Origin of the sequence: Nocardiopsis sp. TSRI0078, assembly GCF_001905145.1 — a bacterium.
Lineage (GTDB): Bacteria > Actinomycetota > Actinomycetes > Streptosporangiales > Streptosporangiaceae > Nocardiopsis.
Map to the genome: position 1 here is coordinate 38,305 of NZ_LWLB01000010.1, position 25,837 is coordinate 64,141.

Annotated in this window: 23 protein-coding genes and 1 pseudogene; 14 read left to right on the forward strand and 10 right to left on the reverse strand. The window is 73.0% G+C overall.

Annotated elements, in window-relative coordinates:
- Both sufB and A6A08_RS09895 read right to left on the reverse strand, forming a co-directional pair.
- Window positions 1-1,413 carry a Fe-S cluster assembly protein SufB gene (gene sufB / locus A6A08_RS09890; protein ID WP_073702254.1) on the reverse strand — a complete coding sequence of 471 codons (1,413 nt, stop codon included), beginning with the start codon at window positions 1,411-1,413 and terminating at the stop codon, window positions 1-3.
- A gap of 19 nt (window positions 1,414-1,432) precedes the next feature.
- On the reverse strand, window positions 1,433-2,203 hold the full coding sequence (locus tag A6A08_RS09895; RefSeq protein ID WP_073702255.1) for a metalloregulator ArsR/SmtB family transcription factor: 771 nt from the start codon (window positions 2,201-2,203) through the stop codon (window positions 1,433-1,435).
- A 308-nt stretch (window positions 2,204-2,511) separates the two neighbouring features.
- On the opposite strand from A6A08_RS09895, the gene A6A08_RS09900 reads away from it, so the two are divergent.
- The 3 genes from A6A08_RS09900 to A6A08_RS09910 are packed head-to-tail and all read left to right on the forward strand — an operon-like array spanning window position 2,512 to window position 5,133.
- Entirely contained in the window at window positions 2,512-3,456 is a 945-nt protein-coding gene (locus A6A08_RS09900; RefSeq protein ID WP_073702256.1) for an ABC transporter ATP-binding protein, read from the forward strand.
- Window positions 3,453-4,289, forward strand: a complete 837-nt coding sequence (locus tag A6A08_RS09905) for an ABC transporter permease (RefSeq protein ID WP_073702257.1) — start codon at window positions 3,453-3,455, stop codon at window positions 4,287-4,289. Before A6A08_RS09900 ends, A6A08_RS09905 begins: the two co-directional genes overlap by 4 nt.
- Window positions 4,290-4,335: 46 nt before the next feature.
- Window positions 4,336-5,133: an inositol monophosphatase gene (locus A6A08_RS09910; RefSeq protein WP_073702258.1), complete on the forward strand. Its 798-nt coding sequence runs from the start codon at window positions 4,336-4,338 to the stop codon at window positions 5,131-5,133.
- A gap of 13 nt (window positions 5,134-5,146) precedes the next feature.
- Here A6A08_RS09910 and A6A08_RS09915 read toward each other — a convergent pair whose 3' ends face one another.
- Window positions 5,147-5,842: an RICIN domain-containing protein gene (locus A6A08_RS09915; protein WP_073702259.1), complete on the reverse strand. Its 696-nt coding sequence runs from the start codon at window positions 5,840-5,842 to the stop codon at window positions 5,147-5,149.
- Window positions 5,843-5,975: 133 nt separating this feature from the next.
- Here A6A08_RS09915 and A6A08_RS09920 point away from each other — a divergent pair, with 133 nt between their 5' ends.
- The 4 genes from A6A08_RS09920 to A6A08_RS09935 all read left to right on the forward strand — a co-directional run bounded on the left by A6A08_RS09920 (window position 5,976) and on the right by A6A08_RS09935 (window position 8,961).
- The gene (locus A6A08_RS09920) at window positions 5,976-6,356 is read left to right on the forward strand and encodes a hypothetical protein (protein ID WP_073702260.1); all 381 of its coding nucleotides are present in this window, start codon (window positions 5,976-5,978) and stop codon (window positions 6,354-6,356) included.
- A 6-nt stretch (window positions 6,357-6,362) separates the two neighbouring features.
- Window positions 6,363-7,310: a DMT family transporter gene (locus tag A6A08_RS09925; protein WP_073702261.1), complete on the forward strand. Its 948-nt coding sequence runs from the start codon at window positions 6,363-6,365 to the stop codon at window positions 7,308-7,310.
- A gap of 218 nt (window positions 7,311-7,528) precedes the next feature.
- On the forward strand, window positions 7,529-7,714 hold the full coding sequence (locus A6A08_RS09930) for a hypothetical protein (RefSeq protein WP_073702262.1): 186 nt from the start codon (window positions 7,529-7,531) through the stop codon (window positions 7,712-7,714).
- 125 nt (window positions 7,715-7,839) lie between these two features.
- Complete coding sequence (locus tag A6A08_RS09935; protein ID WP_073702263.1) at window positions 7,840-8,961, forward strand: heme A synthase; 1,122 nt, start codon at window positions 7,840-7,842, stop codon at window positions 8,959-8,961.
- On the opposite strand, the gene A6A08_RS09940 is transcribed toward A6A08_RS09935, so the two are convergent.
- On the reverse strand, window positions 8,888-10,183 hold the full coding sequence (locus tag A6A08_RS09940; RefSeq protein WP_073702264.1) for a PrsW family intramembrane metalloprotease: 1,296 nt from the start codon (window positions 10,181-10,183) through the stop codon (window positions 8,888-8,890). The two genes, A6A08_RS09935 and A6A08_RS09940, sit on opposite strands and share 74 nt — an antisense overlap.
- Before the next feature lie 165 nt (window positions 10,184-10,348).
- Between A6A08_RS09940 and A6A08_RS09945 the strand changes: the two genes are divergently transcribed.
- Window positions 10,349-10,747, forward strand: a complete 399-nt coding sequence (locus A6A08_RS09945) for a hypothetical protein (protein WP_073702265.1) — start codon at window positions 10,349-10,351, stop codon at window positions 10,745-10,747.
- A gap of 165 nt (window positions 10,748-10,912) precedes the next feature.
- On the opposite strand, the gene A6A08_RS09950 is transcribed toward A6A08_RS09945, so the two are convergent.
- Window positions 10,913-11,884, reverse strand: coding sequence for a heme o synthase (locus A6A08_RS09950; RefSeq protein ID WP_073702266.1), 972 nt, complete (start codon window positions 11,882-11,884; stop codon window positions 10,913-10,915).
- 714 nt (window positions 11,885-12,598) lie between these two features.
- On the opposite strand from A6A08_RS09950, the gene tkt reads away from it, so the two are divergent.
- From tkt to pgl, 5 genes are all read left to right on the forward strand, one after another.
- Entirely contained in the window at window positions 12,599-14,692 is a 2,094-nt protein-coding gene (tkt, locus tag A6A08_RS09955) for a transketolase (RefSeq protein ID WP_073702267.1), read from the forward strand.
- 103 nt (window positions 14,693-14,795) lie between these two features.
- Entirely contained in the window at window positions 14,796-15,902 is a 1,107-nt protein-coding gene (tal, locus tag A6A08_RS09960) for a transaldolase (protein WP_073702268.1), read from the forward strand.
- 121 nt (window positions 15,903-16,023) lie between these two features.
- Window positions 16,024-17,574 (forward strand): glucose-6-phosphate dehydrogenase, encoded by a 1,551-nt coding sequence (gene zwf, locus A6A08_RS09965; protein ID WP_073702269.1) that lies wholly within the window; start codon window positions 16,024-16,026, stop codon window positions 17,572-17,574.
- A gap of 28 nt (window positions 17,575-17,602) precedes the next feature.
- Window positions 17,603-18,523: a glucose-6-phosphate dehydrogenase assembly protein OpcA gene (locus tag A6A08_RS09970; RefSeq protein WP_073702270.1), complete on the forward strand. Its 921-nt coding sequence runs from the start codon at window positions 17,603-17,605 to the stop codon at window positions 18,521-18,523.
- A gap of 2 nt (window positions 18,524-18,525) precedes the next feature.
- Window positions 18,526-19,272: a 6-phosphogluconolactonase gene (gene pgl, locus A6A08_RS09975; RefSeq protein WP_073702271.1), complete on the forward strand. Its 747-nt coding sequence runs from the start codon at window positions 18,526-18,528 to the stop codon at window positions 19,270-19,272.
- Window positions 19,273-19,376: 104 nt separating this feature from the next.
- Here pgl and A6A08_RS09980 read toward each other — a convergent pair whose 3' ends face one another.
- The 5 genes and pseudogenes from A6A08_RS09980 to A6A08_RS09995 form a co-directional block, all read right to left on the reverse strand.
- Window positions 19,377-20,858: a UDP-N-acetylmuramoyl-L-alanyl-D-glutamate--2,6-diaminopimelate ligase gene (locus A6A08_RS09980; protein ID WP_073702272.1), complete on the reverse strand. Its 1,482-nt coding sequence runs from the start codon at window positions 20,856-20,858 to the stop codon at window positions 19,377-19,379.
- A 224-nt stretch (window positions 20,859-21,082) separates the two neighbouring features.
- A complete protein-coding gene (locus A6A08_RS28710) occupies window positions 21,083-21,235 on the reverse strand; it encodes a hypothetical protein (RefSeq protein ID WP_242422301.1) in 153 nt (50 codons plus the stop codon).
- Between the two features lie 212 nt (window positions 21,236-21,447).
- Window positions 21,448-21,528, reverse strand: a pseudogene (locus A6A08_RS29235) (hypothetical protein); the annotation flags it as partial.
- 64 nt (window positions 21,529-21,592) lie between these two features.
- Window positions 21,593-23,785, reverse strand: coding sequence for a CRISPR-associated protein (locus A6A08_RS28720; protein WP_073702274.1), 2,193 nt, complete (start codon window positions 23,783-23,785; stop codon window positions 21,593-21,595).
- Window positions 23,786-23,926: 141 nt separating this feature from the next.
- Window positions 23,927-24,319, reverse strand: a complete 393-nt coding sequence (locus A6A08_RS09995) for a hypothetical protein (protein ID WP_073702275.1) — start codon at window positions 24,317-24,319, stop codon at window positions 23,927-23,929.
- A gap of 371 nt (window positions 24,320-24,690) precedes the next feature.
- Between A6A08_RS09995 and A6A08_RS10000 the strand changes: the two genes are divergently transcribed.
- Window positions 24,691-25,836 (forward strand): hypothetical protein, encoded by a 1,146-nt coding sequence (locus A6A08_RS10000; protein WP_073702276.1) that lies wholly within the window; start codon window positions 24,691-24,693, stop codon window positions 25,834-25,836.
- The last annotated feature ends 1 nt before the right edge of the window (window position 25,837 follow it).

A 25,837-nucleotide genomic window follows, 5' to 3' on the forward strand; every position in this document is an offset into this window, starting at 1 on the left:
TTAACCAACCGCTCCTTCCATCTGAAGCTCGATCAGCCGGTTCAGTTCCAGCGCGTACTCCATGGGCAGCTCGCGCGCGATGGGCTCGACGAACCCGCGCACGATCATGGCCATGGCCTCGTCCTCGTCCATGCCCCGGCTCATCAGGTAGAAGAGCTGGTCCTCGCTGACCTTGGAGACGGTCGCCTCGTGCGCGAGCTCGGCGTCGTCCTCACGCAGGTCGTTGTAGGGGTAGGTGTCCGAGCGGCTGATGGTGTCGATCAGCAGCGCGTCGCACTTGACGGAGGACTTGGCGTGGTCGGCGCCCTCCTGCACCTGCACCAGCCCCCGGTAGGAGGCGCGGCCCCCGCCGCGTGCCACCGACTTGGAGACGATGGTGGAGGAGGTGTTGGGCGCGCAGTGCACCATCTTGGACCCGGTGTCCTGGTGCTGCCCCTCACCCGCGAAGGCGATGGACAGGGTCTCGCCCTTGGCGTGCTCACCCATCAGGTACACGGCCGGGTACTTCATGGTGACCTGGGAGCCGATGTTGCCGTCGATCCACTCCATGGTGGCGCCCTCTTCGGCGACGGCGCGCTTGGTGACCAGGTTGAAGACGTTGTTCGACCAGTTCTGGATGGTCGTGTAACGGCAGCGGGCGTTCTTCTTGACGATGATCTCGACGACCGCCGAGTGCAGCGAGTCCGACTTGTAGATCGGCGCGGTGCAGCCCTCGACGTAGTGGACGTAGGCGCCCTCGTCGACGATGATCAGGGTCCGCTCGAACTGGCCCATGTTCTCGGTGTTGATCCGGAAGTAGGCCTGGAGCGGGATCTCCACGTGCACGTTCTTGGGCACGTAGATGAAGGACCCGCCACTCCACACGGCGGTGTTGAGCGCGGCGAACTTGTTGTCGCCGGCCGGGATCACCGACCCGAAGTACTCCTCGAAGATCTCCGGGTGCTCCTTGAGGGCGGTGTCGGTGTCCAGGAAGAGGACTCCCTGCTCCTCCAGGTCCTCACGGATCTGGTGGTAGACGACCTCGGACTCGTACTGCGCGGCGACACCGGCGACCAGGCGCTGCTTCTCCGCCTCGGGGATGCCCAGCTTGTCGTAGGTGTTCTTGATGTCCTCGGGCAGTTCCTCCCAGGAGGTGGCCTGCTTCTCCGTGGACCGCACGAAGTACTTGATGTTGTCGAAGTCGATCTTGGACAGGTCCGCGCCCCAGTCGGGCATGGGCTTCTTGTCGAAGAGCCTCAGGGACTTGAGGCGGAGCTTGGTCATCCACTCCGGCTCGTCCTTCTTGGCGGAGATGTCGCGGACGACCTCTTCGTTGATGCCGCGACGTGCCGAGGCACCGGCAACGTCGGAGTCGGACCAGCCGTACTCGTATGTTCCGATCCCCTCGAGCTCGGGATGCGCGATAGACGTCATGCGCGGACTCCTCCTGGACTCAGACGTCCTGCTGGTGAACTGAGCCGTCCGCCGCCTGGCGGACAGCCTTGGACGCGGGGGTGCCGTCCTCCCCGCTCGCCGCGTCGCCCCGCGGGGTGACGTGCGTGGTGCAGACACCGTCGCCGTGGGCGATGGTGGCCAACCTGCGCACCGGGGTGCCCAGAAGCCGCGCGAAGGCCTCGATCTCGGCCTCACAGAGTTGCGGGAACTCGGCGGCCACGTGCGCGACGGGACAGTGGTGCTGGCACAGTTGGTCGCCGCCTCCGGGTGCGGGCGCCCGGCCCGCGGTGGCGGCGTAGCCGTCGTTGGAGAGGGCCTCGGCCAGCAGCCGGACGCGTTGCTTGGCGGGAACCGCGTCCAGCATGGGCTTGTAGCGCCGCTCCAGGTCGGCGACCTGACTGCGGGCGAACTCGCCGACGGCCCCGGGACCGGCCGTCTCGGCCAGGAAGCGGAGCGCGCTGGTGGCGAGGTCGTCGTAGGCGTGGACGAAGGCGTCGCGTCCGGCCTCGGTGATGGCGAAGACACGCGCCGGACGACCCCTGCGGCGGCGTCCGCCGTGGGGCCGGGCGTCGCGGGCCTCGACCATGCCCTCACTGGTCAGGTTGTCAAGGTGGCGGCGGATGGCCGCCGGAGTGAGTCCGAGGCGCTCTCCCAGGGAGGAGGCGGTGATCGGGCCCTTCTCCAGGATGAGCCGGGCGACCCGGGCGCGGGTGCCGGTCTCGGCACCGCGGTCCGGTCCGGCCAGGGGGCGGGGCACGCCTTCGGACACGGGGTTCCCCTCCCTCCTCGGAACACGGCTCACGTTTTTGACAACATCAGTGTGGCGTAAATAAGTCCGCCTAGGCAAACCCCGACCCATGCCTTTTCTCACGAAGGCCAGCCTTGCCTAACAGCGGTTTCACCCGCGTGACGCACTCGGGATGTAACCCCGGACCGGGGTCGGACCATTCCGGGCGACCGCATTCTGGGACGGCGGTCCCGCCATCCGGACGTCCCGCGCTCCCCGCCCCCTGCGCCCCCGGCGCCCGGCCCGGGGCGGTGAGCCGCTCCGCCTGGCCGCACGTAGACTCAGGGCCCATGGACACAGCCGCGGTCGAGGTCGTCGACCTGGTCAAGCGCTACGGCGCCACCACCGCAGTCACCGGCCTCACCTTCAGCGCGCGCCGGGGCGCGGTGACGGCGCTGCTCGGGCCCAACGGCGCGGGCAAGACCAGCACCATCGAGGTCTGCGAGGGCTTCCGCCGCGCCGACGGCGGGCGGGTGCGGGTGCTGGGCCTGGACCCCGTCGCCGACGCCGCCGCCCTCAAGCCCCGCGTGGGGGTGATGCCCCAGTCCGGCGGGGTGCCCACCGGCGCCCGCGCGGCCGAGTGGCTGCGGCTGATGGCCTCCTTCCACGCGCGGCCGATCGAGCCCCGCCTGCTGATGGAGCGGCTCGGCCTGACCTCCGTGGCCGCCACGCCGTTCCGCCGCCTGTCCGGCGGCCAGCAGCAGCGCCTGTCGCTGGCCTGCGCCGTGGTCGGGCGCCCCGAACTGGTCTTCCTGGACGAGCCGACCGCGGGGCTGGACCCGCAGGCGCGCATGGCCACCTGGGACCTGGTGGCGGCCCTGCGCGCGGCGGGCGTGGCGGTGATTCTGACCACGCACTACATGGAGGAGGCCGAGCGGCTGGCCGACCACGTGGTCGTCATCGACCGCGGCGCCCTGGCCGCCGAGGGCACCCCGGCCGAGCTGACCGGGGGCCGCCGCGAGGTGTGCTTCTCCACCAGCGCGGCCGTGGACACCGCGCGGCTGGAGGCCGCCCTGCCCGAGGGCAGCCGGGTCGGCTCGCAGGACACCGCCGACGGCCGCCGCGAGTACACGGTGACCACCGACGACCCCGACGCGCTCGGCCCGGAGTTCCTCGCCACGGTCACCGCCTGGTGCGCCTCGGCCGGAGTACTGGCCGAGGACCTGCGCGTGCGGCGGCGTACCCTCGAAGACGTCTTCCTCGAACTCACCGGCCGGGAACTGCGCGAACAATGACCGAGCACACCTTCACCGCATCCGCCCGGGCGACCGACGCGCCCGCGACCGGAGGCGACGACGCCTCACTGTTCACCCCCGCGCCCGGAGCCGCCCCGATGTGGCGGATGGTCGCCTCACAGGCCGGCATGGAGCTCCGGGTGATGCTGCGCCACGGCGAGCAGTTCCTGCTGACCATGGTGATCCCGGTGCTGCTGCTCGTGGGGTTCAGCCTCACCTCGGTGCTGGACGTGGGCGAGGGCGCCCGGGTCGACGCGCTCACGCCCGGCGTTCTGGCGCTCGCGGTCATGTCCACGTCGTTCACGGGCCTGGCCATCGGCACCGGCTTCGAGCGCCGCTACGGGGTGCTCAAGCGGCTGGGGGCGACGCCGCTGTCCCGGTTCGGGCTGCTGGCCGCCAAGACCCTGGCCGTACTGGGCGTACAGGCGATCCAGGCGGTGGTCCTGTGCGCGGTGGCGCTGGCCCTGGGCTGGTCGCCCTCGCTGACCGCGGGGGGCGTGCTGGCGGCGGCGGCGCTGGTGCTGCTGGCGACCGCCGCGTTCAGCTCGCTGGCCCTGCTGATGGCGGGCACGCTGCGGGCCGAGGCGACCCTGGCCGGGGCCAACCTGGTGTACGTGCTGATGCTGGGCCTGGGCGGAGTACTGTTCCCGACCAGCAGCTTCCCCGCCCCGCTGGAGCAGGCGGCGTCGGTCCTGCCCGTCACCGCGCTCAGCTCGGGGCTGCGGGCGGCCCTGGCCGGGGGCGCCCCTCCGGGCCCGGGCGCCTTCGCGGTACTGGCCGTGTGGGCCCTCGTCGGCGGCCTGCTGGCCAGCCGCCTCTTCCGCTGGGAGTAGGGCCCCGCCCGTCCCCGCCCACCGGGCCTGGCTCTAGCATCGGAGCATGTTCGACGTCGACGCGGTGACCGCCATCCTCCACGAAGCGGCGGAGGAGGTGATCCTCCCCCGCTTCCGGGCCCTGTCCGAGGGCGAGGTCGTGGAGAAGTCGCCCGGGGAGATCGTCACCGTGGCCGACCGCGAGGCCGAGGAGCTCATCAGCGACCGGCTCCGCGCGATCGTCGACGCGCCGGTGGTGGGCGAGGAGGCCGCCTCGGCCGATCCCGCGCTGGTGCGCGCGCTGCGCGAGGAGCCCACGGCCTGGCTGGTCGACCCGCTGGACGGCACGAGGAACTTCGTGAACGGCCGCACCGAGTACGCGGTGATGGCGGCCCTGGTGCGCGGGGGCGAGACCGTGGCCGCCTGGATCGTGCAGCCCTGCGCGAAGCGCTCATACGTCGCGGAACGGGGCGCGGGCACCTGGCGTGACGGGGTACGTGTGCGCCGGTCCCCGGCGCCCGCCTCCCCGGCCGGCATGCGCGGTGCCGTGCTGACCCGCTTCCTCGGCCCCACCGCGCGGCGGCGCGTGGAGGAGGCGGCGCCCGGGTTCGCCTCGGTCGGACCGGGGACGCACTGCGCCGGGGTGGACTACCCCCGCCTCTTCGAGGGCGAGCTGGACTTCGTGCTGTTCCACCGGACCCTGCCCTGGGACCACGCGCCCGGCGCCCTGATGCTCACCGAGGCGGGCGGGGTGTCCCGGCGCCCGGACGGAAGCGCGTACCGCCCCGGGGACGACGCCCTCGGACTGCTCGACGCCGCCGACGAGGCGTGCTGGAAGACCGTGCGCCCCCTGCTGGTCGGCTGATCCCCGGGCGGGCTCAGCCCACGGGCAGCAGCCGCCACTGCTGGTGGGCGTGCCCTCCGTCGGGTGCCTGGGCGACCCGGGTGCCGTTGTCCGGAGCCCCGCCCTGCCCCTCCAGGGCCTGGCCGGTGGCGCGGTTGACCAGGCGGACCACGCCCGGGCCGACCTCGATCACGGTCCAGTGCTGGTTGGGCGATCCCGTCCGGGTGAGCAGCGCCGCCCCCGGCTGGGCCGCGGGGTCGGAGGGGATCTCCAGGAGCTTGTCGCTGCCGATGCCCTCGACCTCGTAGAAGCCCCCCTCGACGGGGACGAACCGCCACTGCTGGTTGGTGTCGTCGTGGCGGTCCCAGAGGTGGATGGGGGCGCCGTTGGCGGTGGACTTGTTGGCGACGTCCATGACGCGGTCGCCGTGCACGTTCTGCAGGGCGTAGACGAGTTCGGGGTCCAGCCCCGCCGGATGGACGACCGCCTCCTCTGTCTCCTCCTCGGCCGGCGCCTCGCTCTCCTCGGGGGCGCCGGGCGGCTCGGCGAGCAGACCCGCCTCCACGCGCATGTCCGGCTCCTCGGCCTCCGCGCTCTCGGTCGCGAGCAGGCCCGCGGTGTAGCCGCCGATGACGGCGACCAGGATCAGCGCCAGGGCTCCGGCGACGAGGGGCCAGCGGGGTACGTACCGTTCGTGGACGCGGGAGGAGCGGGCACGGCGTCGGGACATGTGAGGGACTCCAGCGGGCTACGGGGGTGGGGGGCGTGGAACGTCCACGGCCACGAACCATTTCACACCACTTGGCCTGTTTTGCGCATGCTCACCCTCTGTTGTCCACGGCGGACTCGATAGTGTCCGGCCCATGGAAGCGATCGGAGTTCCCTGGTTCATGGCGGTCCGGCACCTCGGGCCCCCGCTGCTCCTGCTCGCCGTGGGCGGCGCGCTGCTGGTGTGGCGGCGGCCGGCGCGGCCCGGGCTGGTGTGGGCCGCGCTGGGGACGAACCTGGGCGCCGCGGCGCTGCCGTACCTGTGGATCGGGCTGCAACTCCTCACCGACCGGGCGGAGCAGACGGTGTACGGGCTGGTCATGACGCTGGTGCAGCCCGGCGTGGCGACGGTCGCCTGGCTCCTGCTGCTGGCCGCGGCCGTCGCCCGGCGGCCGGACGGGAGCGGCCGGGACGGACGGGACGTGTCGGCCGACAAGGGCGGGAAGGCGAAGAGGGCGCCCGAAAACATAGGATGATTTCCCATGAGCACCCCGAACCGCCCCCAGGCACACCTCTCCCCGCGGCGCGCGGCGGAGGCGGTACCCCCGGTCTGGCTGGTACTGGTCGGCATCGTCTCGGTGCAGACCGGCGCGGGGGTGGCCAAGAACCTGTTCGACGCGCTTCCCCCGGCGGCGGTCGTGTGGCTGCGACTGCTGACCTCCGCGGTGCTCCTGGTCCTGGTGGCGCGCCCGGTGCTCCGCGCGCGCTCACGCACCGACTGGCTGGTGGTGGTCGGCTACGGCACCGCGCTGGCGATGATGAACTTCCTCATCTACCAGGCGTTCGCGAGGATCCCGCTGGGGATCGCCGTCACCATCGAGTACCTGGGGCCGCTGGCCATCGCGATCCTGGGCTCGCGGCGCCGGATCGACCTGCTGTGGGCGGGCATGGCCGGGCTGGGCGTGGTCGCGCTGGGACTGGAGTCGGGGTCGATGGACCCGCTCGGCATCGTGTTCGCGGCCCTGGCGGCGGCCGCGTGGGCGGGGTACATCCTGCTCAGCGCGGCGACGGGCCAGAGGTTCAGCGGTGCGTCCGGGCTGGCGATCGCCAGCGTGGTCGGCGTGGTGGTCATGGCCCCGATGGGCGTCGCCGAGGGCGGCGCGGCCCTGCTGGACTGGCGCCTGCTGCTGTTCGGCCTCGTGGTCGGCGTGCTGTCCTCGGTCGTGCCGTACACGCTGGAGCTGAGCGCCCTGCGCCGCATGCCGCCGCGGGTGTTCGGTGTGCTGATGAGCCTGCAGCCCGCCGCCGCGGCGCTCGTGGGGCTGGTGCTGCTGGGTGAGCTGCTGACCGTGTGGCAGTGGTTCGCGGTGGCGTGTGTGATCGTGGCCAGCGCGGGCTCCACGCGCACCTCGTCAGGGCGCGACGACGACGGACGGGGGGCCGACGAGGCCTCCGCGCGGTCCCCGCGGGAGGATCCCCGCGACCGCTGAGGCGGGCACCGGCGGGCGCGCTTCCCGCCGCTCACGGGAGCGGGCCGCGGTGTCCCCGATGGTGGCGGCCTGGGGTACCTGGTGACGTCCTGGGGTGCTCCGTCCGGAAACCACGGAGGAAACCGAGATCGTCACCATGTGTTTCCTAACGCGCACAAATGGTTATCTGTCCAGGTGGGTCGACCAAACGGCCGACCGACGCGTTCGAAGGGGGAGCCATGCGCACCACCGCCAAACTGATGATGACCGCTCTGTTCACCGCCGGCCTGCTCGGCATGGGGGTCGGCACCGCCTCCGCCACGAGCGACGACTACCAGGCGTGCATTGACGAGCAGAACGCCCTCGGGTTGGTCAACCTGGACCTGAACCTGCTCAGCCAGTGCATCGCCCACGACAACAACTAGCCACCCCGGGGGGCGCCCGCCCGCGGGCGCCCCCTTCCACGCCCCGGGACGGCCGCGTCGGCGCAGGTGGAAGCTGCGGTGGGGCTGGGCAACAGCTCCCGGAGCGATGTACTACAGTCTGTCGTATGTCTGTTTCCCCGGCCTCCGCGGTGCTGGCCGCGAACACGGTCCCCCCACTCGCGGCGGAGGACATCGCCCTTCTCGGAGTCCCCCTGTGGGGCTGGCAGATCGCCGTCGCGGTCGCCGGAGTACTCGCGCTGGTCCTGCTGGCGCGCACCATCTGGAACCCCACTCCGCGGTCTCTGCGCGCCTGGACGTTCGGCAACATCGTCGTCAACGCCGGGATCGCCGTCACCGGCGCCACCGTGCGCGTCACCTCCTCGGGACTGGGCTGCTCGGAGTGGCCCAAGTGCACCCCCGAGAGCTTCGTGCCCGTCAACACCGGGCACGCCGCCCTCAACGCCGCCATCGAGTTCGGCAACCGGACGCTCACCTTCGTCGTGCTGGCGGTCGCCGTCATCACGTTCGTCGCCGTCATGCGGACGAGCCCGCGCCGCCGTGACCTGGTCCGGATGGCCGCCATCGTGCCGTTCGGCGTCCTGGGCCAGGGCGTGGTCGGCGGCATCACCGTGTGGAGCGACCTGCACCCCGCCTCCGTGGCCGCGCACTTCCTGCTGTCCATGGTGGTGGTCTTCGTCACGGTCGCCCTGTACGTGCGCTGCCGGGAGCCCGAGGGCAGGCCGCGCGTGTCCGTCGGCCCCATGCTGCACGCGCTCAGCGTCGGCCTGGTCGTGGTCGGCTTCATGCTGCTGATCGCCGGAACCGTGGTGACCGGCACCGGCCCGCACGGCGGCGACGCAGCCGCCCCCCGCTGGACCTTCGACCTGCCCGCGGTCACGCGCCTGCACTCCGCGCTGGCCTGGCTCACGCTGGCCGGCGCCCTGCTGGCCACCGTGATCGCCTTCCGCGGAGGCGCCCGCCGGCCGGTCCGCACGAGCAGCGCGTTCCTCCTGGCCGTGGTGGTCCTCCAGGGCGTGCTCGGCTACACCCAGTACGCGCTGGGCCTGCCCGAGACCCTGGTGGTCCTGCACGTCCTCGGCTCGACCCTGACCTGGGTCGCGATCTGCCGCCTGTACTTCTCCACCACGCGCCTGACACCTCCGGGACAGGAGTTCAGCGAGGGCCCCGCTGACCCTGTGGTCCGTGACGCGGAACGTAGTCCTGCTGAGCCCGCGCCTGGGCGATGACGTGCGCGAAGTCGGCCCGGCGCAGGAAGCCCGAGTCGGTGGGGCTCTCCGCCCAGCCCGGGGCGACCGGCTGGGGCAGCCGCCCCAGGAAGGTGTCCCGGGCCACGTGCATCAGCGCCAGGAAGGAGTCCCGGCGCGTCTTCCAGTCCCCGCGGGGCCGCCCCGCCTCCAGCTTCTGGTGCAGCAGCGCCAGCTCGGTCGCGGCGAGCTGGTACTCCCTCATCGCCTCGCGGCCCCTGCGCCCGGCGTTGCGCGCCGCCCACTCGCGGGCCCGGCGGCGCCCCTGCAGGGAGCTGAGCATGGCGATGTCGGCCGGGGTGACCAGCCCGGTGGAGACGTAGGGCGGCAGGTGGCGGGCGATCGCGCCGATCTGCCGGTGGCGGTCGCGGGTGGCCAGCACCAGGATGCACACGAGCACGGCGAACAGCACCATGTAGGCGACGGCCAGGCCGTACCAGCCGAAGTAGGTGGACCCGTTCCACATGCCGTGCAGGAGCACCGCGGCCGTCCATCCGGCGACGGGGGCCGCGAGGCGCAGGGGACCGGTGCGCATGGCGGCGTAGGCCACGCCGATGCCGACCATCGCGGTGTAGACGGGGTGTCCGAACGGGGCGACCAGCCCGCGGATGGCGAAGGTGGCCACCAGGGTGCCGTCGAAGAACGCGCTGAGGAAGTACAGGATGTTCTCGGTGAAGGCGAAGCCGGTGGCGACCATCCCGGCGTAGACGACCCCGTCGGTGAAGGTGTCGAGCTCGTTGCGGCGGCGCCAGAGCAGGATGAGCAGCACCATGCCCTTGGCGCTCTCCTCCACCAGGGGCGCCACCGCCGACGTGCCCAGGAAGTCGCCCAGGTCCCGGCCGAACAGCGGAACGGTGACGTGGGCCAGGCCCCAGCTGTTGAGCAGCAGGGAGACCACCACGGCCACGCCGGCGCCCCAGGCGAAGGCGAAGAACAGCACCCATCCGGGCTCGGGCTCGATCCGGTCGAGCATGAGGATGAGCGGCACCAGGATGCACACCGGGATGACCGCGGTGACCAGGCTGACGGCGAAGCCGAGCCCGCCGTCGATCCCGGCGGCCGCTCCCCCGGCCAGGGCGAGCAGCCACAGGTAGACCAGCATTCCGATCATGCAGAGCACGCTGACGGTGGTGCCCGTGATGAGGGTCAGCGAGTAACGGGAGCGGCGGCCCTGCAGGATGGCCTTGCTGTCGAGACGGGGCATGGGCACCGATCGTAGCGGGAGACGGGGCGACCGCGGATCCCGCCCCCGCGTGACCAGCGCGGGGCCCGCGCACACCCCGGCTCCCGGCGGTGCGGCCGCGCCCGGGATGGGGCAGGATCGAGGCGGGACGAGACCGCGAACACCGGAACAGAAGGGGCCGCACGCATGGACCGGGCGACCACGACTCCGACCACCACGGGCCCGCTGTGGCTCCTGCGTGTGGCCGTACTCCTGCACCTGGCCGCGATCCTGTGGGAGGGCGCGACCGCCGGGCAGCTGGTGACGTACAACACGGACGCACTGCCGCTGCACTACTACGGCGCCTTCGGGGTGCACACACTGGCCGGGCTGCAGGCGCTGGCCGCGGCGCTGTACTGGCAAGGGTCCGGACGCGGCGCGGGGCTTCCACGGACGGTCCTGCTGGTCAGCCTGCTGGCGTTCGCGCTGGGATTCGCGCAGGCGGCACTGGGCACCTACGGGCCGCTCCAGGTGCACGTCCCCCTCGCGCTGGCCCTGACGGGGGTCGCGGTGTGGTCGGCCGTGCTCGCCTGGCGCGGACGCTGAGGCCCCGGGCCTGCCCCGGCGCTCCTTCGCACCGCTGCCCGCGCCCCGGTGCGCGCGGCGGGACCCGGCTGCTTCCTGGCGGGGGTCCGCCGCGGGTGGCGGCCGAAAGACGGCTGTGGCGGCGCCCCCGGGAACCGGAGCGCCGCCACAGGAGGGTCCGGGGCGTCAGCCCAGGACGCCCGCGATCAGCGGGTCGACGGTGACCGCCACGAACAGCAGCGCCAGGTAGGCGTTGGACAGGTGGAAGAAGCCCATCGTCTTGAGCCTGGCCCCGGTCACGCCGGCGCGGGAGCGGTTGAGCAGGCGGTGCGCCTGGAAGACCAGCAGCGCGCCCAGGGCGACGGCGACCGCGCCGTAGAACCAGGTGGTACCCGCCACCGGCCAGAAGGCGACCGACACGACCGCGGTGGCCCAGCTGTAGAGCACGCACTCCAGCAGCACCCGGCGGTCGCTGGCGACCACGGGCAGCATCGGCACCTTGGCCTGCGCGTAGTCCTCCTTGTAGCGCATGGCCAGCGTCCAGGTGTGCGGCGGCGTCCAGAAGAACACCACCAGGAACAGCACGAACGGCGCCCAGTCCAGGCTGTTGGTCACGGCGGCCCAGCCGATGAGCACCGGCATGCACCCGGCGATGCCGCCCCACACCACGTTCTGGGCGGTGCGCCGCTTGAGCAGCATCGTGTAGACGAAGATGTAGAACAGGATCGCGAAGACCGACAGCACGGCCGAGAGCAGGTTCACCAGCAGGGCGAACCCGGCGGTGGAGCCCACGGCCAGCACCAGGCCGTAGACGAGCGCGCCGCGCGGGGTCACCAGCTCCATCGCGCCGGGGCGCTGGCGGGTACGGCGCATCTCACGGTCGATGTCGCGGTCGATGTAGCAGTTCATCGCGTTCGCGCTGGCCGCCGACATGGTGCCGAAGAGCAGGGTGGCCACCGCGGTCCACAGCGGCGGCACGCCCCCGGCGGCGACGAACATCACCGGGATGGTGGTGATGAGCAGCAGCTCGATGACGCGGGGCTTGGAGAGCGCGACGTAGGCGCGGACGTACGCGCCCAGGGAGGCGGCCCCGTGGGAAGCCTCCCGGGGCCCGGCACCGTCCGGGTTCGTTCGCGGAGCTCGGTTGGTCAGGGCCATCAGTACCGCGTCCCCACGGCCGGACGGCTCGCTCGCGTCCCCACGGGGGGCACCGGCTCGGTTTCAGACACGCGGATACCTCGACAACTCTAGGGATTTCGACACTGCTCGCCACGCGGGGTCGAGCAGACCGACAAAGTGTCAGGATCGGCCGAAACCCCGTCAACGACATACTGTAGTACTTCCTCACGGGGGCCGGGGACCAGCCCCCTCACCGGGAGAACTCCCTGATCCCCCCGGGGGGGGACGGTCGCGGACGGGGGCCACCGGGTGTACAGCAGGGTCGCACACGCCCCGACACGCTTCCAGCCTGCCACGCACCGTCCGGAGGCGGCCACGGACCCCCGACCTTCACCGAGAGTGGCCAACTAACAGCGCTCCGAATCGGAAAGGGCGGACATCACCTTCCTACCTGCCGGTAATGAGAGGTGTCGGGCAACGACATCCACGGAGCCGGACGATAGGCTCGGCAGTGGCCGAACCTGTCGTGGTTCTCAGGCCGCGACGGCCGTCGTTCGGGGGACGACAAGGAGGACACGTCCGCGCCCTGCAAGCCGTGCGCGGACGCGCCCTCCCCCGCCCCCTGCGGTCCCGCCCTCGGGCGGGCCGATCCGGCAGTGCCCGGCGACGGTTCGAAGACCAACGCAACCGACACACCCCCGCGCCCCGGCCACCGGAACGCGAGGGGTGGCCCGAGAAGGAGAACGAAAGTCCGTGAACGCCCACACCCCGCAATCCCTGGAGTGGTCGGACCTCGACCTCCGCGCCGTCGACACGGTTCGGGCGCTGGCGATGGACGCGGTCGAGAAGACGGGTAGCGGGCATCCCGGCACCGCTATGAGCCTGGCTCCCGCCGCCTACATGCTCTTCCAGAAGGTCATGCGGCACGACCCCTCGGACCCCGAGTGGACGGGCCGGGACCGCTTCGTGCTGTCGATCGGCCACTCCAGCCTCACCCTGTACATCCAGCTCTACCTCGCCGGGTACGGGCTGGAGCTGGAGGACCTCAAGAACCTGCGCCAGTGGGACAGCCGCACGCCCGGCCATCCCGAGTTCAGCCACACCCCCGGTGTGGAGACCACCACCGGCCCGCTCGGGCAGGGCGTCGGCAACGCGGTCGGCATGGCCATGGCCGCCCGCCGCGAGCGCGGCCTGTTCAACCCCGAGGCCGGTCCGGGCGCCAGCCCCTTCGACCACCACGTCTACGCGTTCTGCTCCGACGGCGACGTCCAGGAGGGCGTGAGCCACGAGGCCAGCGCCCTGGCGGGGACCCAGAAGCTGGGCAACCTCATCATGATCTGGGACGACAACCGGATCTCCATCGAGGACGACACCCGCATCGCCCACTCCGAGGACGTCGCCGAGCGCTACCGCGCCTACGGCTGGCACGTCGAGGAGGTCGACTGGACCGCCACGGGTGAGTACGTCGAGGACGTCGACGCCCTGTACCAGGCGATCCTGCGCGGCAAGGCCGAGACGGGGCGCCCGACCTTCATCCGCCTGCGCACCATCATCGGCTGGCCCGCGCCCAACAAGCAGAACAGCGGCGCCATCCACGGTGCGGCCATCGGCGAGGCGGAGGTCTCCGCCACCAAGCAGGTCCTGGGTCTGCCCGACGAACCCTTCCACGTCGACGACGAGGTCATCGAGCACACCCGCCGCGCCGTGGAGCGGGGCCGCGAGGCCCGCGCCGCCTGGGAGGTCGAGTTCAAGGCCTGGCACGAGAGCGCGGGAGAGAGCGCCGAGCTGTTCGACCGCCTGGTCGAGGGCAGGCTCCCCGAGGGCTGGGAGAAGGCGGTTCCCTCCTTCGAGCCCAGCGAGAAGGGCATCGCCACCCGCAAGGCCAGCGGCGAGTTCCTCTCGGCCGTCGCGCCGCTGCTGCCCGAGCTGTGGGGCGGATCGGCCGACCTGGCGGGCTCCAACAACACCACGCCCAAGGGCGAGCCCTCCTTCCTGCCCTTCGACCGCGCCAGCGAGATGTTCCCGGGCAGCCCCTACGGGCGCGTGCTGCACTTCGGCGTGCGCGAGCACGGCATGGGCACGATCCTCAACGGCATCGCCCTGCACGGCCCCACCCGCCCCTACGGCGGCACGTTCCTGGTCTTCAGCGACTACATGCGCCCCGCCGTCCGGCTGGCCGCGATCATGCAGCTGCCGGTCACCTACGTGTGGACGCACGACTCCATCGGCCTGGGCGAGGACGGCCCCACCCACCAGCCGGTCGAGCACCTGTGGGCGCTGCGCGCCATCCACGGCCTGGACGTGATCCGCCCGGCCGACGCCAACGAGACCGCCGTGGTGTGGCGGTCCGTCATCGAGAGGGGCGACCGCCCGTCCGCGCTGGCGCTGACCCGTCAGAACGTGCCCACCCTGGACCGCGAGGAGTACGCCTCGGCCGAGGGCGCGGTCAAGGGCGGCTACGTGCTGGCCGAGGCTGACGGGGACGCCCCCGAGGTGATCATCATGGCCACCGGAAGCGAGGTGCAGATCGCCCTGGAGGCCCGCAAGGCCCTGCAGGAGGCCGGTACGCCCACCCGCGTGGTGTCCATGCCGTGCGTGGAGTGGTTCGAGCGCCAGAGCGAGGAGTACCGCGAGCAGGTGCTGCCGTCCTCGGTGCGCGCCCGCGTGTCGGTGGAGGCCGGGATCGCCATGGGCTGGCGCGAGTACGTCGGTGACGCCGGCGAGTCGGTCAGCCTGGAGCACTACGGCGCCTCCGCCTCGTACCAGGTCCTGTACGAGAAGTTCGGACTCACCTCCGAGGCCGTCGTCGAGGCCGCCCGCAAGAGCCTCGCCAAGGCCGGAAGCTGACCCCGGCGGGCCCCGCCGGACACCCCGGCGGGGCCCGTCCCGCTTTTTGACGTGTGCGACCGGGGGCGGCACCTTGTCCGCCCCTAGGAAGGCGTGAGAACCCATGAGCAACGCACTCCGAGACCTGTCCGAGGCGGGCGTGTCCGTCTGGTTGGACGACCTCAGCCGGGAGAGGCTGCGCAGCGGCAACCTGGCCGAGCTGATGTCGACCCACCACCTGGTCGGCGTCACCTCCAACCCCACCATCTTCGACAAGGCGCTCGCCGAGGGCGACGCCTACGACCAGCAGGTCCGCGAACTGGCCGTGCGGGGCGTCTCGGTGGAGGAGGCGGTCCGCATGATCACCGCCTACGACATCCGCTGGGCCGCGGACACCCTGCGCCCGGTCTACGACTCCACCGACCGCGTGGACGGGCGCGTCTCCCTGGAGGTGGACCCGCGCCTGGCCAACGAGACCGAGCGCACGGTCGCCGAGGCCAAGGCGCTGTGGTGGCTGGTGGACCGGCCCAACATGATGGTCAAGATCCCGGCGACGGCCGCGGGCCTGCCCGCGATCACCCAGGCGCTGGGGCACGGCATCAGCGTCAACGTCACGCTGATCTTCTCCCTGGAGCGCTACCGCCAGGTGATGGGCGCGTTCCTGGAGGGGCTGGAGCTCGCCCGCACCAACGGCCACGACCTGTCCCGCATCCAGTCGGTGGCCTCGTTCTTCGTCAGCCGCGTGGACACCGAGGTGGACAAGCGCCTGAAGGAGATCGGCACCGACGAGGCGCTGTCCCTGCGGGGCCGGGCCGCCCTGGCCAACGCCCGCCTGGCCTACCAGGCCTACGAGGAGGTGTTCGCCTCCCCCGAGTGGAAGGCCCTGGAGGCGCACGGCGCCAAGCCGCAGCGGCCGCTGTGGGCGTCCACCGGGGTGAAGGACCCCTCCTACGAGGACACCCTCTACGTCAGCCAGCTGGTGGCGCGGGGCACCGTGAACACGATGCCGCAGGCCACCCTGGACGCCACCGCCGACCACGGCGAGATCACCGGCAACACCGTGCTCGGCACCTACGAGCAGGCCCAGGCCGACTTCGCCGCCCTGGAGAACGCCGGCGTGGACCTGACCGACGTCTTCGCCGTGCTGGAGCAGGAGGGCGTGGACAAGTTCGTCAAGTCCTGGGACAGCCTGCTGGAGGAGCTGTCGGCCAAGCTCAAGAAGCTCTCCTGAGCCGCGACGCCCTCCCCGGGCCGCCCGCGTCCGCCCGTTCGCGCGAGGACGGGCGGACGCGGGCCCCGGCCATCCACCGGACACTCTCGACAGGAAGACGAGACCCGTGAAAGAACCGGTGATGCCCGGAGCGGTGCCCAACCCGCTCCGCAACGCCCTGGACCGCAGACTGCCCCGCATCGCCGGACCCAGCGTGCTGGTGCTCTTCGGCGTCACGGGCGACCTGGCGCGCAAGAAGCTCCTGCCCGCCATCTACGACCTCGCCAACCGGGGACTGCTGCCGCCGGGCTTTGGCCTGGTGGGCTTCGCCCGCCGCGACTGGGAGGACCAGGACTTCGCCGAACAGGCCTACCAGGCGGTGCGCGAGCACGCGCGCACCCCCTTCCGCGAGGACGTGTGGCGCCAGCTGAGCGAGGGGGTCCGGTTCGTCCAGGGCGAGTTGGACGACGACGACGCCTTCGACCGCCTGGCCCACTGCGTGCACGAGATGGACTCCGCACGCGGTACCGGCGGCAACTACGCGTTCTACCTGTCCCTGCCGCCCAAGCTGTTCCCGACCGTGGTCAGGCAGCTCAAGCGGTGCGGCCTCGCCGAGCCCCGGGAGGACGAGGAAACGAACGGGGTACGGCCGTGGCGGAGGGTGGTGATCGAGAAGCCCTTCGGCCACGACCTGGAGAGCGCACAGGAGCTCAACGCGGTGGTGGACGACGTGTTCCCGCCGTCGTCGGTGTTCCGCATCGACCACTACCTGGGCAAGGAGACGGTCCAGAACATCCTGGCGCTGCGCTTCGCCAACACCCTCTTCGAGCCCCTGTGGAACCGCAGCTACGTGGACCACGTGCAGATCACCATGGCCGAGGACATCGGCGTGGGCGGTCGCGCGGGCTACTACGACGGCATCGGCGCGGCCCGCGACGTCATCCAGAACCACCTGCTGCAGCTCCTGGCCCTCGTGGCGATGGAGGAGCCCATCTCCTACAGCGCGGACGCGCTCCGGGCGGAGAAGGAGAAGGTGCTGGCGTCGGTGTCGCTGCCCGAGGACCTGGAGACGGGCACCGCTCGCGGCCAGTACGCGGCGGGCTGGCAGGGCGGTGCGTCGGTGCGCGGCTACCTGGAGGAGGAGGGGATCCCCTCCGACTCGGTGACCGAGACCTACGCGGCCCTGAAGCTGGCGGTGAACACCCGGCGCTGGGCGGGCGTGCCGTTCTACCTGCGCACCGGCAAGCGGCTGGGCCGCCGGGTGACGGAGGTGGCGCTGGTGTTCCAGGGGACGCCCCAGCAGCTGTTCCCCCGCTCCGACGTGAGCGAGCTGGGGCAGAACGCCCTGGTCCTGCGCATCCAGCCGGACGAGGGCGTGACGCTGCGCTTCGGCTCCAAGGTGCCGGGGGCCAGCATGGAGGTCCGCGAGGTGAGCATGGACTTCGCCTACGGGCAGTCCTTCACCGAGGCCAGCCCCGAGGCCTACGAGCGGCTCATCCTGGACGTGCTCATCGGCGACCCGCCGCTGTTCCCGCGCCAGGAGGAGGTCGAGCTGTCCTGGCGGATCCTGGACCCGGTCGAGGAGTACTGGGCCAAGGAGGGACGTCCCGAGCAGTACGGTTCGGGCACCTGGGGCCCGGAGTCGGCCCATCGGCTGCTCACCAGGGACGGACGCCAGTGGCGGCGCCCGTGACCGGCAACGAGACCGTCGGGAGGGACCGATGACGCTCTATCTACCGCGCACCACCACCTCGCAGATCACCGAGGCGCTCATGGCCGAGCGCCTCAGCGTGGGCGGCGGTGCCATGAACATGGTGCTGACCCTGGTCATCGTCACCGACGAGGCCGACCACTACGACGCCGTGCGCGCCGCCACCGAGGCGGGCCGCGAGCACCCCTCACGCGTGGTGGCGCTGATCCGGCGCGACCCCGAGGCCGAACCGGCCATCGACGCCGAGATCCGCCGCCCGGGCACCGCCGGCCCGGGCGAGGCGGTACTGCTGCGGCTGTACGGGCCTCTGGGCGAGCACGCCGACTCGGTGGTCACCCCGCTGCTGGTGCCCGACGCACCGGTGGTGACGTGGTGGCCGGGCGTCGGCCCGGTCGACCCCGCCTCCGACCCGGTGGGGCGCCTGGCCCAGAGGCGGATCACCGACGCCCTGCGCGCCCCGGATCCGCTGAGGGACCTGGTGGAGCGGGTGGCCCACTACAGCCCGGGCGACACGGACCTGACCTGGACCCGGCTGACGCCGTGGCGTTCGCTGCTGGCCAGCGCCATGGACCAGCCGTGCGGATGGGTGACCGCGGCCAGGGTGACCGCCGAGTCGCACTACCCGAGCGCCGAACTGCTGGCCGCGTGGCTGACGGACCGGCTGGAGGTGCCGGTGGAGCGCGGCACCTCCAACGGCCCCGGGCTGACCGAGGTCCGGCTGACCACCGACCAGGGGGACATCGTGATCTCCCGGGTGGACGGCCAGGTGGCCACGCTGTCGAGGTTCGGTCAGCCGGACCAGACGGTGGCGCTGGCACGGCGCAGCGCCCCCGGGGCCCTGGCCGAGGAGCTGCGCCGTCTGGACCCCGACGAGATCTACGAGAGCGCGGCCCGCCACCTGGGGCCGCTGCTCGCTGGAAGCGGAGCATGAGGATGAGCGAACCGGAGATCGTCCGCCACTCCGACGCGGGAGCGCTGGCCGACAGCGTCGCGTTGAAGCTGGTGAACATGATCGTCCAGGCCGAGTCGGACAAGCGCGACTTCCACCTGGTGCTGACCGGGGGCGGGATCGGTATCCGCGCCCTGGAGGCGGTGCGCGACCACGCCAAGGAGGCCGGGATCAGCTGGTCGCACGTGCACCTGTGGTGGGGCGACGAGCGGTTCCTGCCGGACAAGGACCCCGAGCGCAACGAGACCCAGGCGTGCGGGGCGCTGATCGACGCGGTCCCGGTCCCGCCGCACAACGTGCACCCGATGCCCGCCTCCGACGGGATGGACGGCGACCACGTCGGGCACGCGGCCACCCGGTACGGCCGTGAGCTGGCGGTGGCCGCGCGCGGCCGGGGGCCCGTGCCCGCCTTCGACGTGTGCCTGCTGGGCGTGGGCCCGGACGCGCACGTGGCCTCGCTGTTCCCGGGCCTGCCCGAGGTGCGTGAGGAGGAGGCGTCGGTGGCCGCGGTGCACGACTCCCCCAAGCCGCCGCCGCAGCGGATCTCCCTGACCCTGCCCTCGATCCGCGCCGCCCGCGAGGTGTGGGTGCTGGCCTCGGGTGAGGGCAAGGCCGAGGCCGTTCGCCTGGGCCTCGCCGGGGGCAGCGTGGACGAGGCCCCCGTGGCCGGTGCGCGCGGCGCGGAGCGGACCGTGTTCTGGCTGGACGAGGCGGCCGCCTCGAAGCTGTAGCCGCGCCCGATGCACACGAGCGCCCCGGCCGGGTCCGGCCGGGGCGCTCGTGTGCGCGGCGCCCGCTCCCCGACGGGCGGTGCCCCTCCCGGGGAGGGGCGTCCTCAGGCGCGGGCGAGCTCGCGCACGACCGTCATGTCGTCGAAGGGGACGAGGTCGCCGCCGACGCTCTGGTGGGACTCGCTGCCCTTGCCCGCGACCAGGACGACGTCCCCCAGGCCGGCCGAGGACAGCGCGAGGGCGATGGCCCCGCGTCGGTCGCCGACCCGCTCGAAGGGCGTCCCGGTCGCCTCGATGCCCGGGGCGACCTGGTCCATGATCGCCTCCGGGTCCTCGTACCGGGGGTTGTCGGAGGTGAGCACGCACAGGTCGGAGTAGGTGCCCGCGATCTCGCCCATCCGGGCGCGCTTGGTGGTGTCCCGGTCGCCGCCGCAGCCGAAGACGGTGAGCACCCGGTGCGGGGCGAACCCGCGGATCGTGCACAGGACCTTGTCCAGCGAGTCGGGCGAGTGGGCGTAGTCCACGATGACGGAGACCCCGTCCCGGGTGCCGAAGTGCTCGAACCGGCCCGGGATCTGCGGCATCCGGTCGAGGGCGTCCACCAGGCCGCCCAGGTCGTGCCCCAGGAGGTGGCAGGCCGCCACCGCGGCCAGCGCGTTGGAGACCGAGAAGCGGCCCGGGACGGGGATCGCCGCCGGGTACTTGCGGTCGCCGTGGTGCAGGACGAACCGTGTCCCGGAGGCGTCCACGACCAGGTCGGTCGCCCGGTAGTCCGCGTCCGCCTCGATGGCGTAGGTGGTCACGGCGCCGGGCATCATGGCCGGGATCGCGGCGCCCACGGGGTCGTCGGCGTTGACCACGGCGCGCCGGCACATGCCCGCGAACAGGAGCATCTTCGCCTCCCGGTAGCTCTCCATCGTGCCGTGGTCGTCCAGGTGGTCCTGGCTCAGGTTGGTGAAGATCCCGACGTCGACGAAGGAGCCGTCCACCCGGTGGTTCAGCAGCCCCATCGACGTCGCCTCCAGCACGACGCTGCCGCTGCCCCGGTCGCGCATACACGCCAGCAGGTACTGGAGGTCCGGTGACTCCGGCGTGCTCAGCACCGACCTCGGCATGGGGACGGGGTCGCCGCCGGTCCGTGCGCCGGAGGTCCCGATGACCCCCACCCGGGCGCCCTCGGAGATCCTCAGCAGCGACTCGTACATGGACGACACCGACGTCTTGCCGTTGGTGCCGGTGACGGCGACCACGTCCATGGCGCGCCCCGGTTCACCGTGGTAGCGCGCCGAGACGATCGCCGTCGCGATGCGCGCGTTCGGCACCCGGACCACACACGTGCCGGCGCCCGTCGGCCGGTCCCCGTCCGGGACCGGGAACGGCCCCTCGACGAGCACGGCGACGGCCCCGCGGGCGACCGCCTCCCCGAGGGCCTCGGGACCGCCCTCGCGGTGTCCCGGCAGGGCGATGTAGAGCGAACCGGGCACCACGCGGTCGGCGTCCAGGCACGGCCCGGAGGTGATCGGCGTGTCCTGGTCTCCGTGCAGTACCTGGTGGTCGTGGCCGTGCAGCAGTTCGCTCAGCTTCACAAGGGTCCCTTCGAGAGTGGCGCGGCCGACGCCGTGGGCACGGCCGCGTCCGTGGGCGCGGTCGACGGAGCCGACCGGCGGGGAGGGTGGTGCGGGACTGGATGGGAGGGCCCGGCGCGGAGGCCGGGAGACGGGGCGGCACACGGTGTGCGCGAAGGGGGTGGCGGGCCCGCGGGGGCGCGGGCGGGACGCACGTGGGCGCCGGAGACTACGCGGAGAGGTCGCTAACCATGGCCGTGCAGGGCCGTGAGGCCGGTGCGGGGCGCCTCCGGCAGGACGGAGGTCGACCGGCTGACGGTCGAGGAGCCCGCGGTGGCCGAGCCCAGGACGAGGGCGGTCCGGAACGGACCCTGCTCCACCGCGTGCGTGTCGGCCATGACAGGAGTGTACGCGCCCGGTCGCGGCCCGAGGGAGGCGGAAGGGCTGGGAGGGGCTGAGGAGGGCGTCCCTGGCCGCGCGGGGCACCCTGGGGCCGCGGGGCGTGTCCGGCCGCGTACGCGGCCTCGGGTACCGGCCGGAGGACAGGTGGGTCCGGGCCGGGGGCCTCGTCGGTGAGCAGGTAGGCGTCCACGGGCCTGTCCACGCGGTCGCTGCGTCCCGCGCCGTAGATGGTGTGTCCGGCGCCCTCGTGGGTGACCAGGACGGCGTCCTCCAGCCGGTCGGCCGGCAGTGGGGGGTGGCAGGGTCCGCGCGGGTGCCGATGACCACGGCCGGGGACGCGTCCGGTTCCGGGGTCAGAGCAGGCTGACGTCGGTGTCGAACAGCGGGGGCAGCGCGTCGGGGGAGGCGACCGCCACGAGGGGGCGCAAGGGTTCGCCGAAGGTGATCCGTCCCGGCTCCCGCTCCGGCTCGGCGTGGGCGATCCAGTCCACCAGTTCGACCGCGCGTCCGACGTCGCCTCCGGGCCGGGCCAGGGCGATCACCGTTCCGGCCACGTCGCAGCGCGTGCCGAGGTGCACGGTCGCGGCGAACACGCTCTGCGCCCACGCGCCCCGGCCGACCTCGTGCGCCCGGCCGCCGGGGGTCCGGCGCCGGTACCGGCCCGGCGCGGTCAGGCCCACCGCGCGGTCGTCGAAGGTGAGCACCAGGCTGGGACGCTCCTGGGCGGTCAGGCACTCCTCGGGGTCGGTGAGGGAGGCGTCCATCCACACCCCGGCCCGGCCGCCGGCCGCCCGGACCAGGGCGGCGCGGGCGGCGTCGAGCAGGCCGGTGTCCACCTGGGTGCGGGCCGCACGGCACACCCGGTCGTCCAGGGACAAGGACGGGCTCCCGGCGCCCTCCCCCGGCCGGTCGCCGGTCAGCGGCGTGTACCCGGGCAGGACCAGGGACCAGTCCACCCTGGCGCGGCCCCGCAGGGGCAGCGCGCCGTGGGTCAGGCAGACCACGGCGCGCCTGCGCGCCAGCTGGTAGGTGGCGCAGGCGCCCGAGCGCCGGGCTGCCAGGGCCAGGCCCAGGCTCATCGCCTTGGTCCCGGTGGTGATGTCGGCGATGACCGGGGGCGGCGGGTCGGTGTCCCGCTCCCGGATGATCCAGTCGCGGGCGACGGCGGCGACCGCGTCGGCGTCGAAGCCGTCCACGGGGTCGGGGGTGAAGCGGACCCGGTCGCGGTACCCCGCCTCCCTCAGACGTGCGGCGTCGGCGGGCGGAGCTCCGGGGTGCTCGGCGGCGTGCAGGGTCCGGGCGGCGGACTCGCGGACCCCGTCGCGCACGCTCTGCCGTGAGGGCAGGATCAGCGTGCCGGCGGGCCGGTGGGCGTGTACCGCGGTGAGGGTGCCCAGGCGGCTGCCGCCCAGGGAGGTGACCAGGACGGGGCGGTCGCCGGGGCCGGGGTGGTGCTCGGGCGGCGGGGGCGCGGCGGGCTCCGGCGGCGGGGGCACGGATCCGGATCCGGTGCGGGCGCCGGGGGCCGGTGCTCCCGGACCGGGGAAGAAGGCCCTGCGGATCTCCTCGAAGGAGGTCAGCCGCGACAGCAGGTCGTCCAGGCTCCACACGTGCACGTTGCGGGCGCTCAGGGCGGGGTTGTAGGCGGTGACGCGCTCCCGCAGCCCGGGGACGGAGGGGCCGGTGTGGACGAACAGCACCTGGGCGGCGGTACCGAAGACCCGGCGGGCCTTGGCCACGGTCCACCCGGCGCGGGCCACGACGTCCTCGGGGCGGGTCTTGGCCTCCACGCACAGCACCCGGTGCCGGTAGCGCACGATGGCGTCGAAGTCGGCGATGGACCCGTCGGGGTGGCGGGGGTCGGCGACCTGTCGGGCTCCGATGACCTCGGTGTCGGAGTGGCGGCGCGTGTGGCGCAGCAGGTGGGACAGGACGCGGCCCTCGGCGACGACGCCGCGCCGCACTGCCGGGGACAGGTCGGGAAAGCGCGCCTGGAGGGCCTGGCGTCCTCCCTGCACGAAGAGGCGGACGGGTTCGGGGTCGCGGTCCTCCAGCCAGCGGGCGCCGTGGATCCCGGCGAGGGTGCACAGGTCGACGCCGTCGCTGACCACGGGGCGCCCGGGGTGGGAGCCGTCGAAGGTGCGCAGGGTGTCGCGTGCGGCGTCGAGGTAGTGGCGCCAGCGGCGTGTGTGGGGGTGGCGGTCCTCGGGCAGGACCCGCTCGTGCAGCAGGGCCGCGGCCACGCTCATCACCTTGGTGCCGCCGGTGTAGTCCAGGAACCAGGGCTCACCGCCGCCCGCACGGTGCAGGGCGGCCATGGTGTCGGTGACCGCACCGAAGTCGTGGGGGTCGGGGCCGACGCTCACCACCCGCACGGACTCCGGGGAGGCCAGCCGCTCCACGGCGGCGGCGACCCGCCGGGCGAGGTGCCGGGTGCCGTCGCTGGCCACCAGGGCCAGGTGGTCGGCGGGGAGGGTGAGCGCTGACAGCAGCGCGGGGGTGGGGTTGCGCCCGACGAGCACGGCGGCGGCACGGGGGCTGTCCACGGCGTCCCTCCCGGGAAGGGGGTGCGGTCGGCGACCACGCTACTGCGCACGCGCGGCGTCCTCCCCGGGAACGCCCCGTTCCCCGCGGTCCCGGCTTCCGCCGCCGGTCCCGGTGGCCGTCCCCTCCTCCCCGCGCCCGCCTCAGGCGCTCACCGGCCTCCCCCCGGGCACGGGCCTGTCCTGGGCCCGGCCGCCGACCCGTACCGGGGAGCCGCTGACCACGAAGGAGCGGCAGGCGGTGACCACCCCGCTGCCGTCGCGTACGAGGTCGGAGGGCACGAGCAGGTCCCGGCGCTCGGGATGGGCGGAGACGACCACGGAGGAGACGATGAACCACACTCCCTCCTGCGGTTCGGGGAGGTCGGCCCTGGTGCGCTTCTCCGCCATCAGCGGCACCCCGGCCACCTCCAGTCCCACGGGGACGCGTACGGCCTCCACCCGGGCGGGCCGGACCGCGCCCGGCCAGCGCCGGATGACGCGCGACCTCTCGTCCACGACTGTCACCACATGCGGCGTCAGGTTGACCACCCGCATCCGGCGACCTCCGTTCCTCTCGCTCCGGATGGCCGGACGGACGCCCGGTCCGTCCGTGACGTGCCCCGTTCCGGGACCCTCACCGCAGTCTCTCGGACACATCCGCGCCCGCCAGGGCACCGTGGCGCACCGAAAACCCGGGAAAGGTGAGGCCATTGTTTCTGATGTCCATTCCATTGGCTTTTTTGGGCGTTTATACAGCTTGGTACGAGAGTCCAATCATTGACATTTCCGCCGCAGCACACCTATTTTGGAGTGCGGCCTCCCGTTGACGCGGGGGTGCCGCCTGAGGTCTCACGCCTCTTTACACACGCGCTTTCCCGGAGGGCTGGGGAAGCGTCCCGGCCCCGGACCACCGGGGAGAAGAGTTCGTGAGCACGCACCACTGCTCCGCCTGGGAGCTGTTCGGTTCCACCTCCTTCCTGCGCGCCTTCACGCGCGTGCTGGGGTGCGGGCCCTGCTCCGCGGACGGAACCGCGCAGGGCTGCTCGGGCCATTCCGAACAGTTCTGCGACTACGTCGACCTGTGCGCCGAGTACTGCCCGTGCCCGGTCCACGGAGGCGACCCCGACAGCGTCGTCGCCGTGCGCATGCGGCGCGCCGCGCCCGGCGGCACCGGCGTCGACCGCACCGCCGCCCACCGGCTGCGCGACGCCCTGGACGACGTGCGCCGGGACCGCTCCTACAAGAACCTGCGCCGCGTCTACCCCCGGGCCGCCGCCGACGGCCGGGTGCGCTGCGCCTTCTCCGAGCGCCCGCGCCGCTGGGCGCAGCGCCGCGACGTGGCACGGATCGCCACGGACCTGGTCGACCAGGAGGCGCTGGCCATGCTGGTGCTCACCGCGGGCTGGGGCAACCCCGCCGCCGACCTCCCCGAGGACATCCACCCGGGCGAGACGGTCTCCTTCACCGAGGACGGCAGCGCCGTACCCGTCGCCGACCTGCGCGGACGCGCCCTGACCGCGGTCAGGGAACCACCCATGGTCTCCACCGCCACCGGCGAGTACCTGCTGCGCAAGCTGGCGGAGCTGGCCTCGGGGCGCGACGCCGACCCGGGCCGCACCCCCGACCAGCGGCGCCGGCTGCTGCTGCGCGGTCTGCTGCCCGGTATGAGCGGCGAGGACGTCGCCCGCAGGCTCACCGGTGTCCTGGGGCGGATGGCGGTGAGCATGCCCACCCACTTCCGGCTCGTCCAGCAGGCGCGCGGCCGGGCCCGCAGCGCCCCCTACTCCCCCGTCCCCGACGCCCCCGAACCGGCGGCGGAGGAGGACTCCGGACGGCGCGAGGTGCTGGACGTGCGGGAGCGCGCGTGGCTGGAGCGGGCCGCCCTGGAGCTGACGGCGCGGGCCCGGGGGGCGCGCGCGGACTTCGAGGCCGATCCCCAGGGCGCGCTCGACACCCTGCTGTGCGCCCTGCTGGAGGAGGGATCCGTTCCCGCCCTGTGGGCGCGGGCCCAGGACGACCCCGACACGCGCGCGGACCTGCTGGACGCGCTGGCCGAGACCATCGACGGCTGAC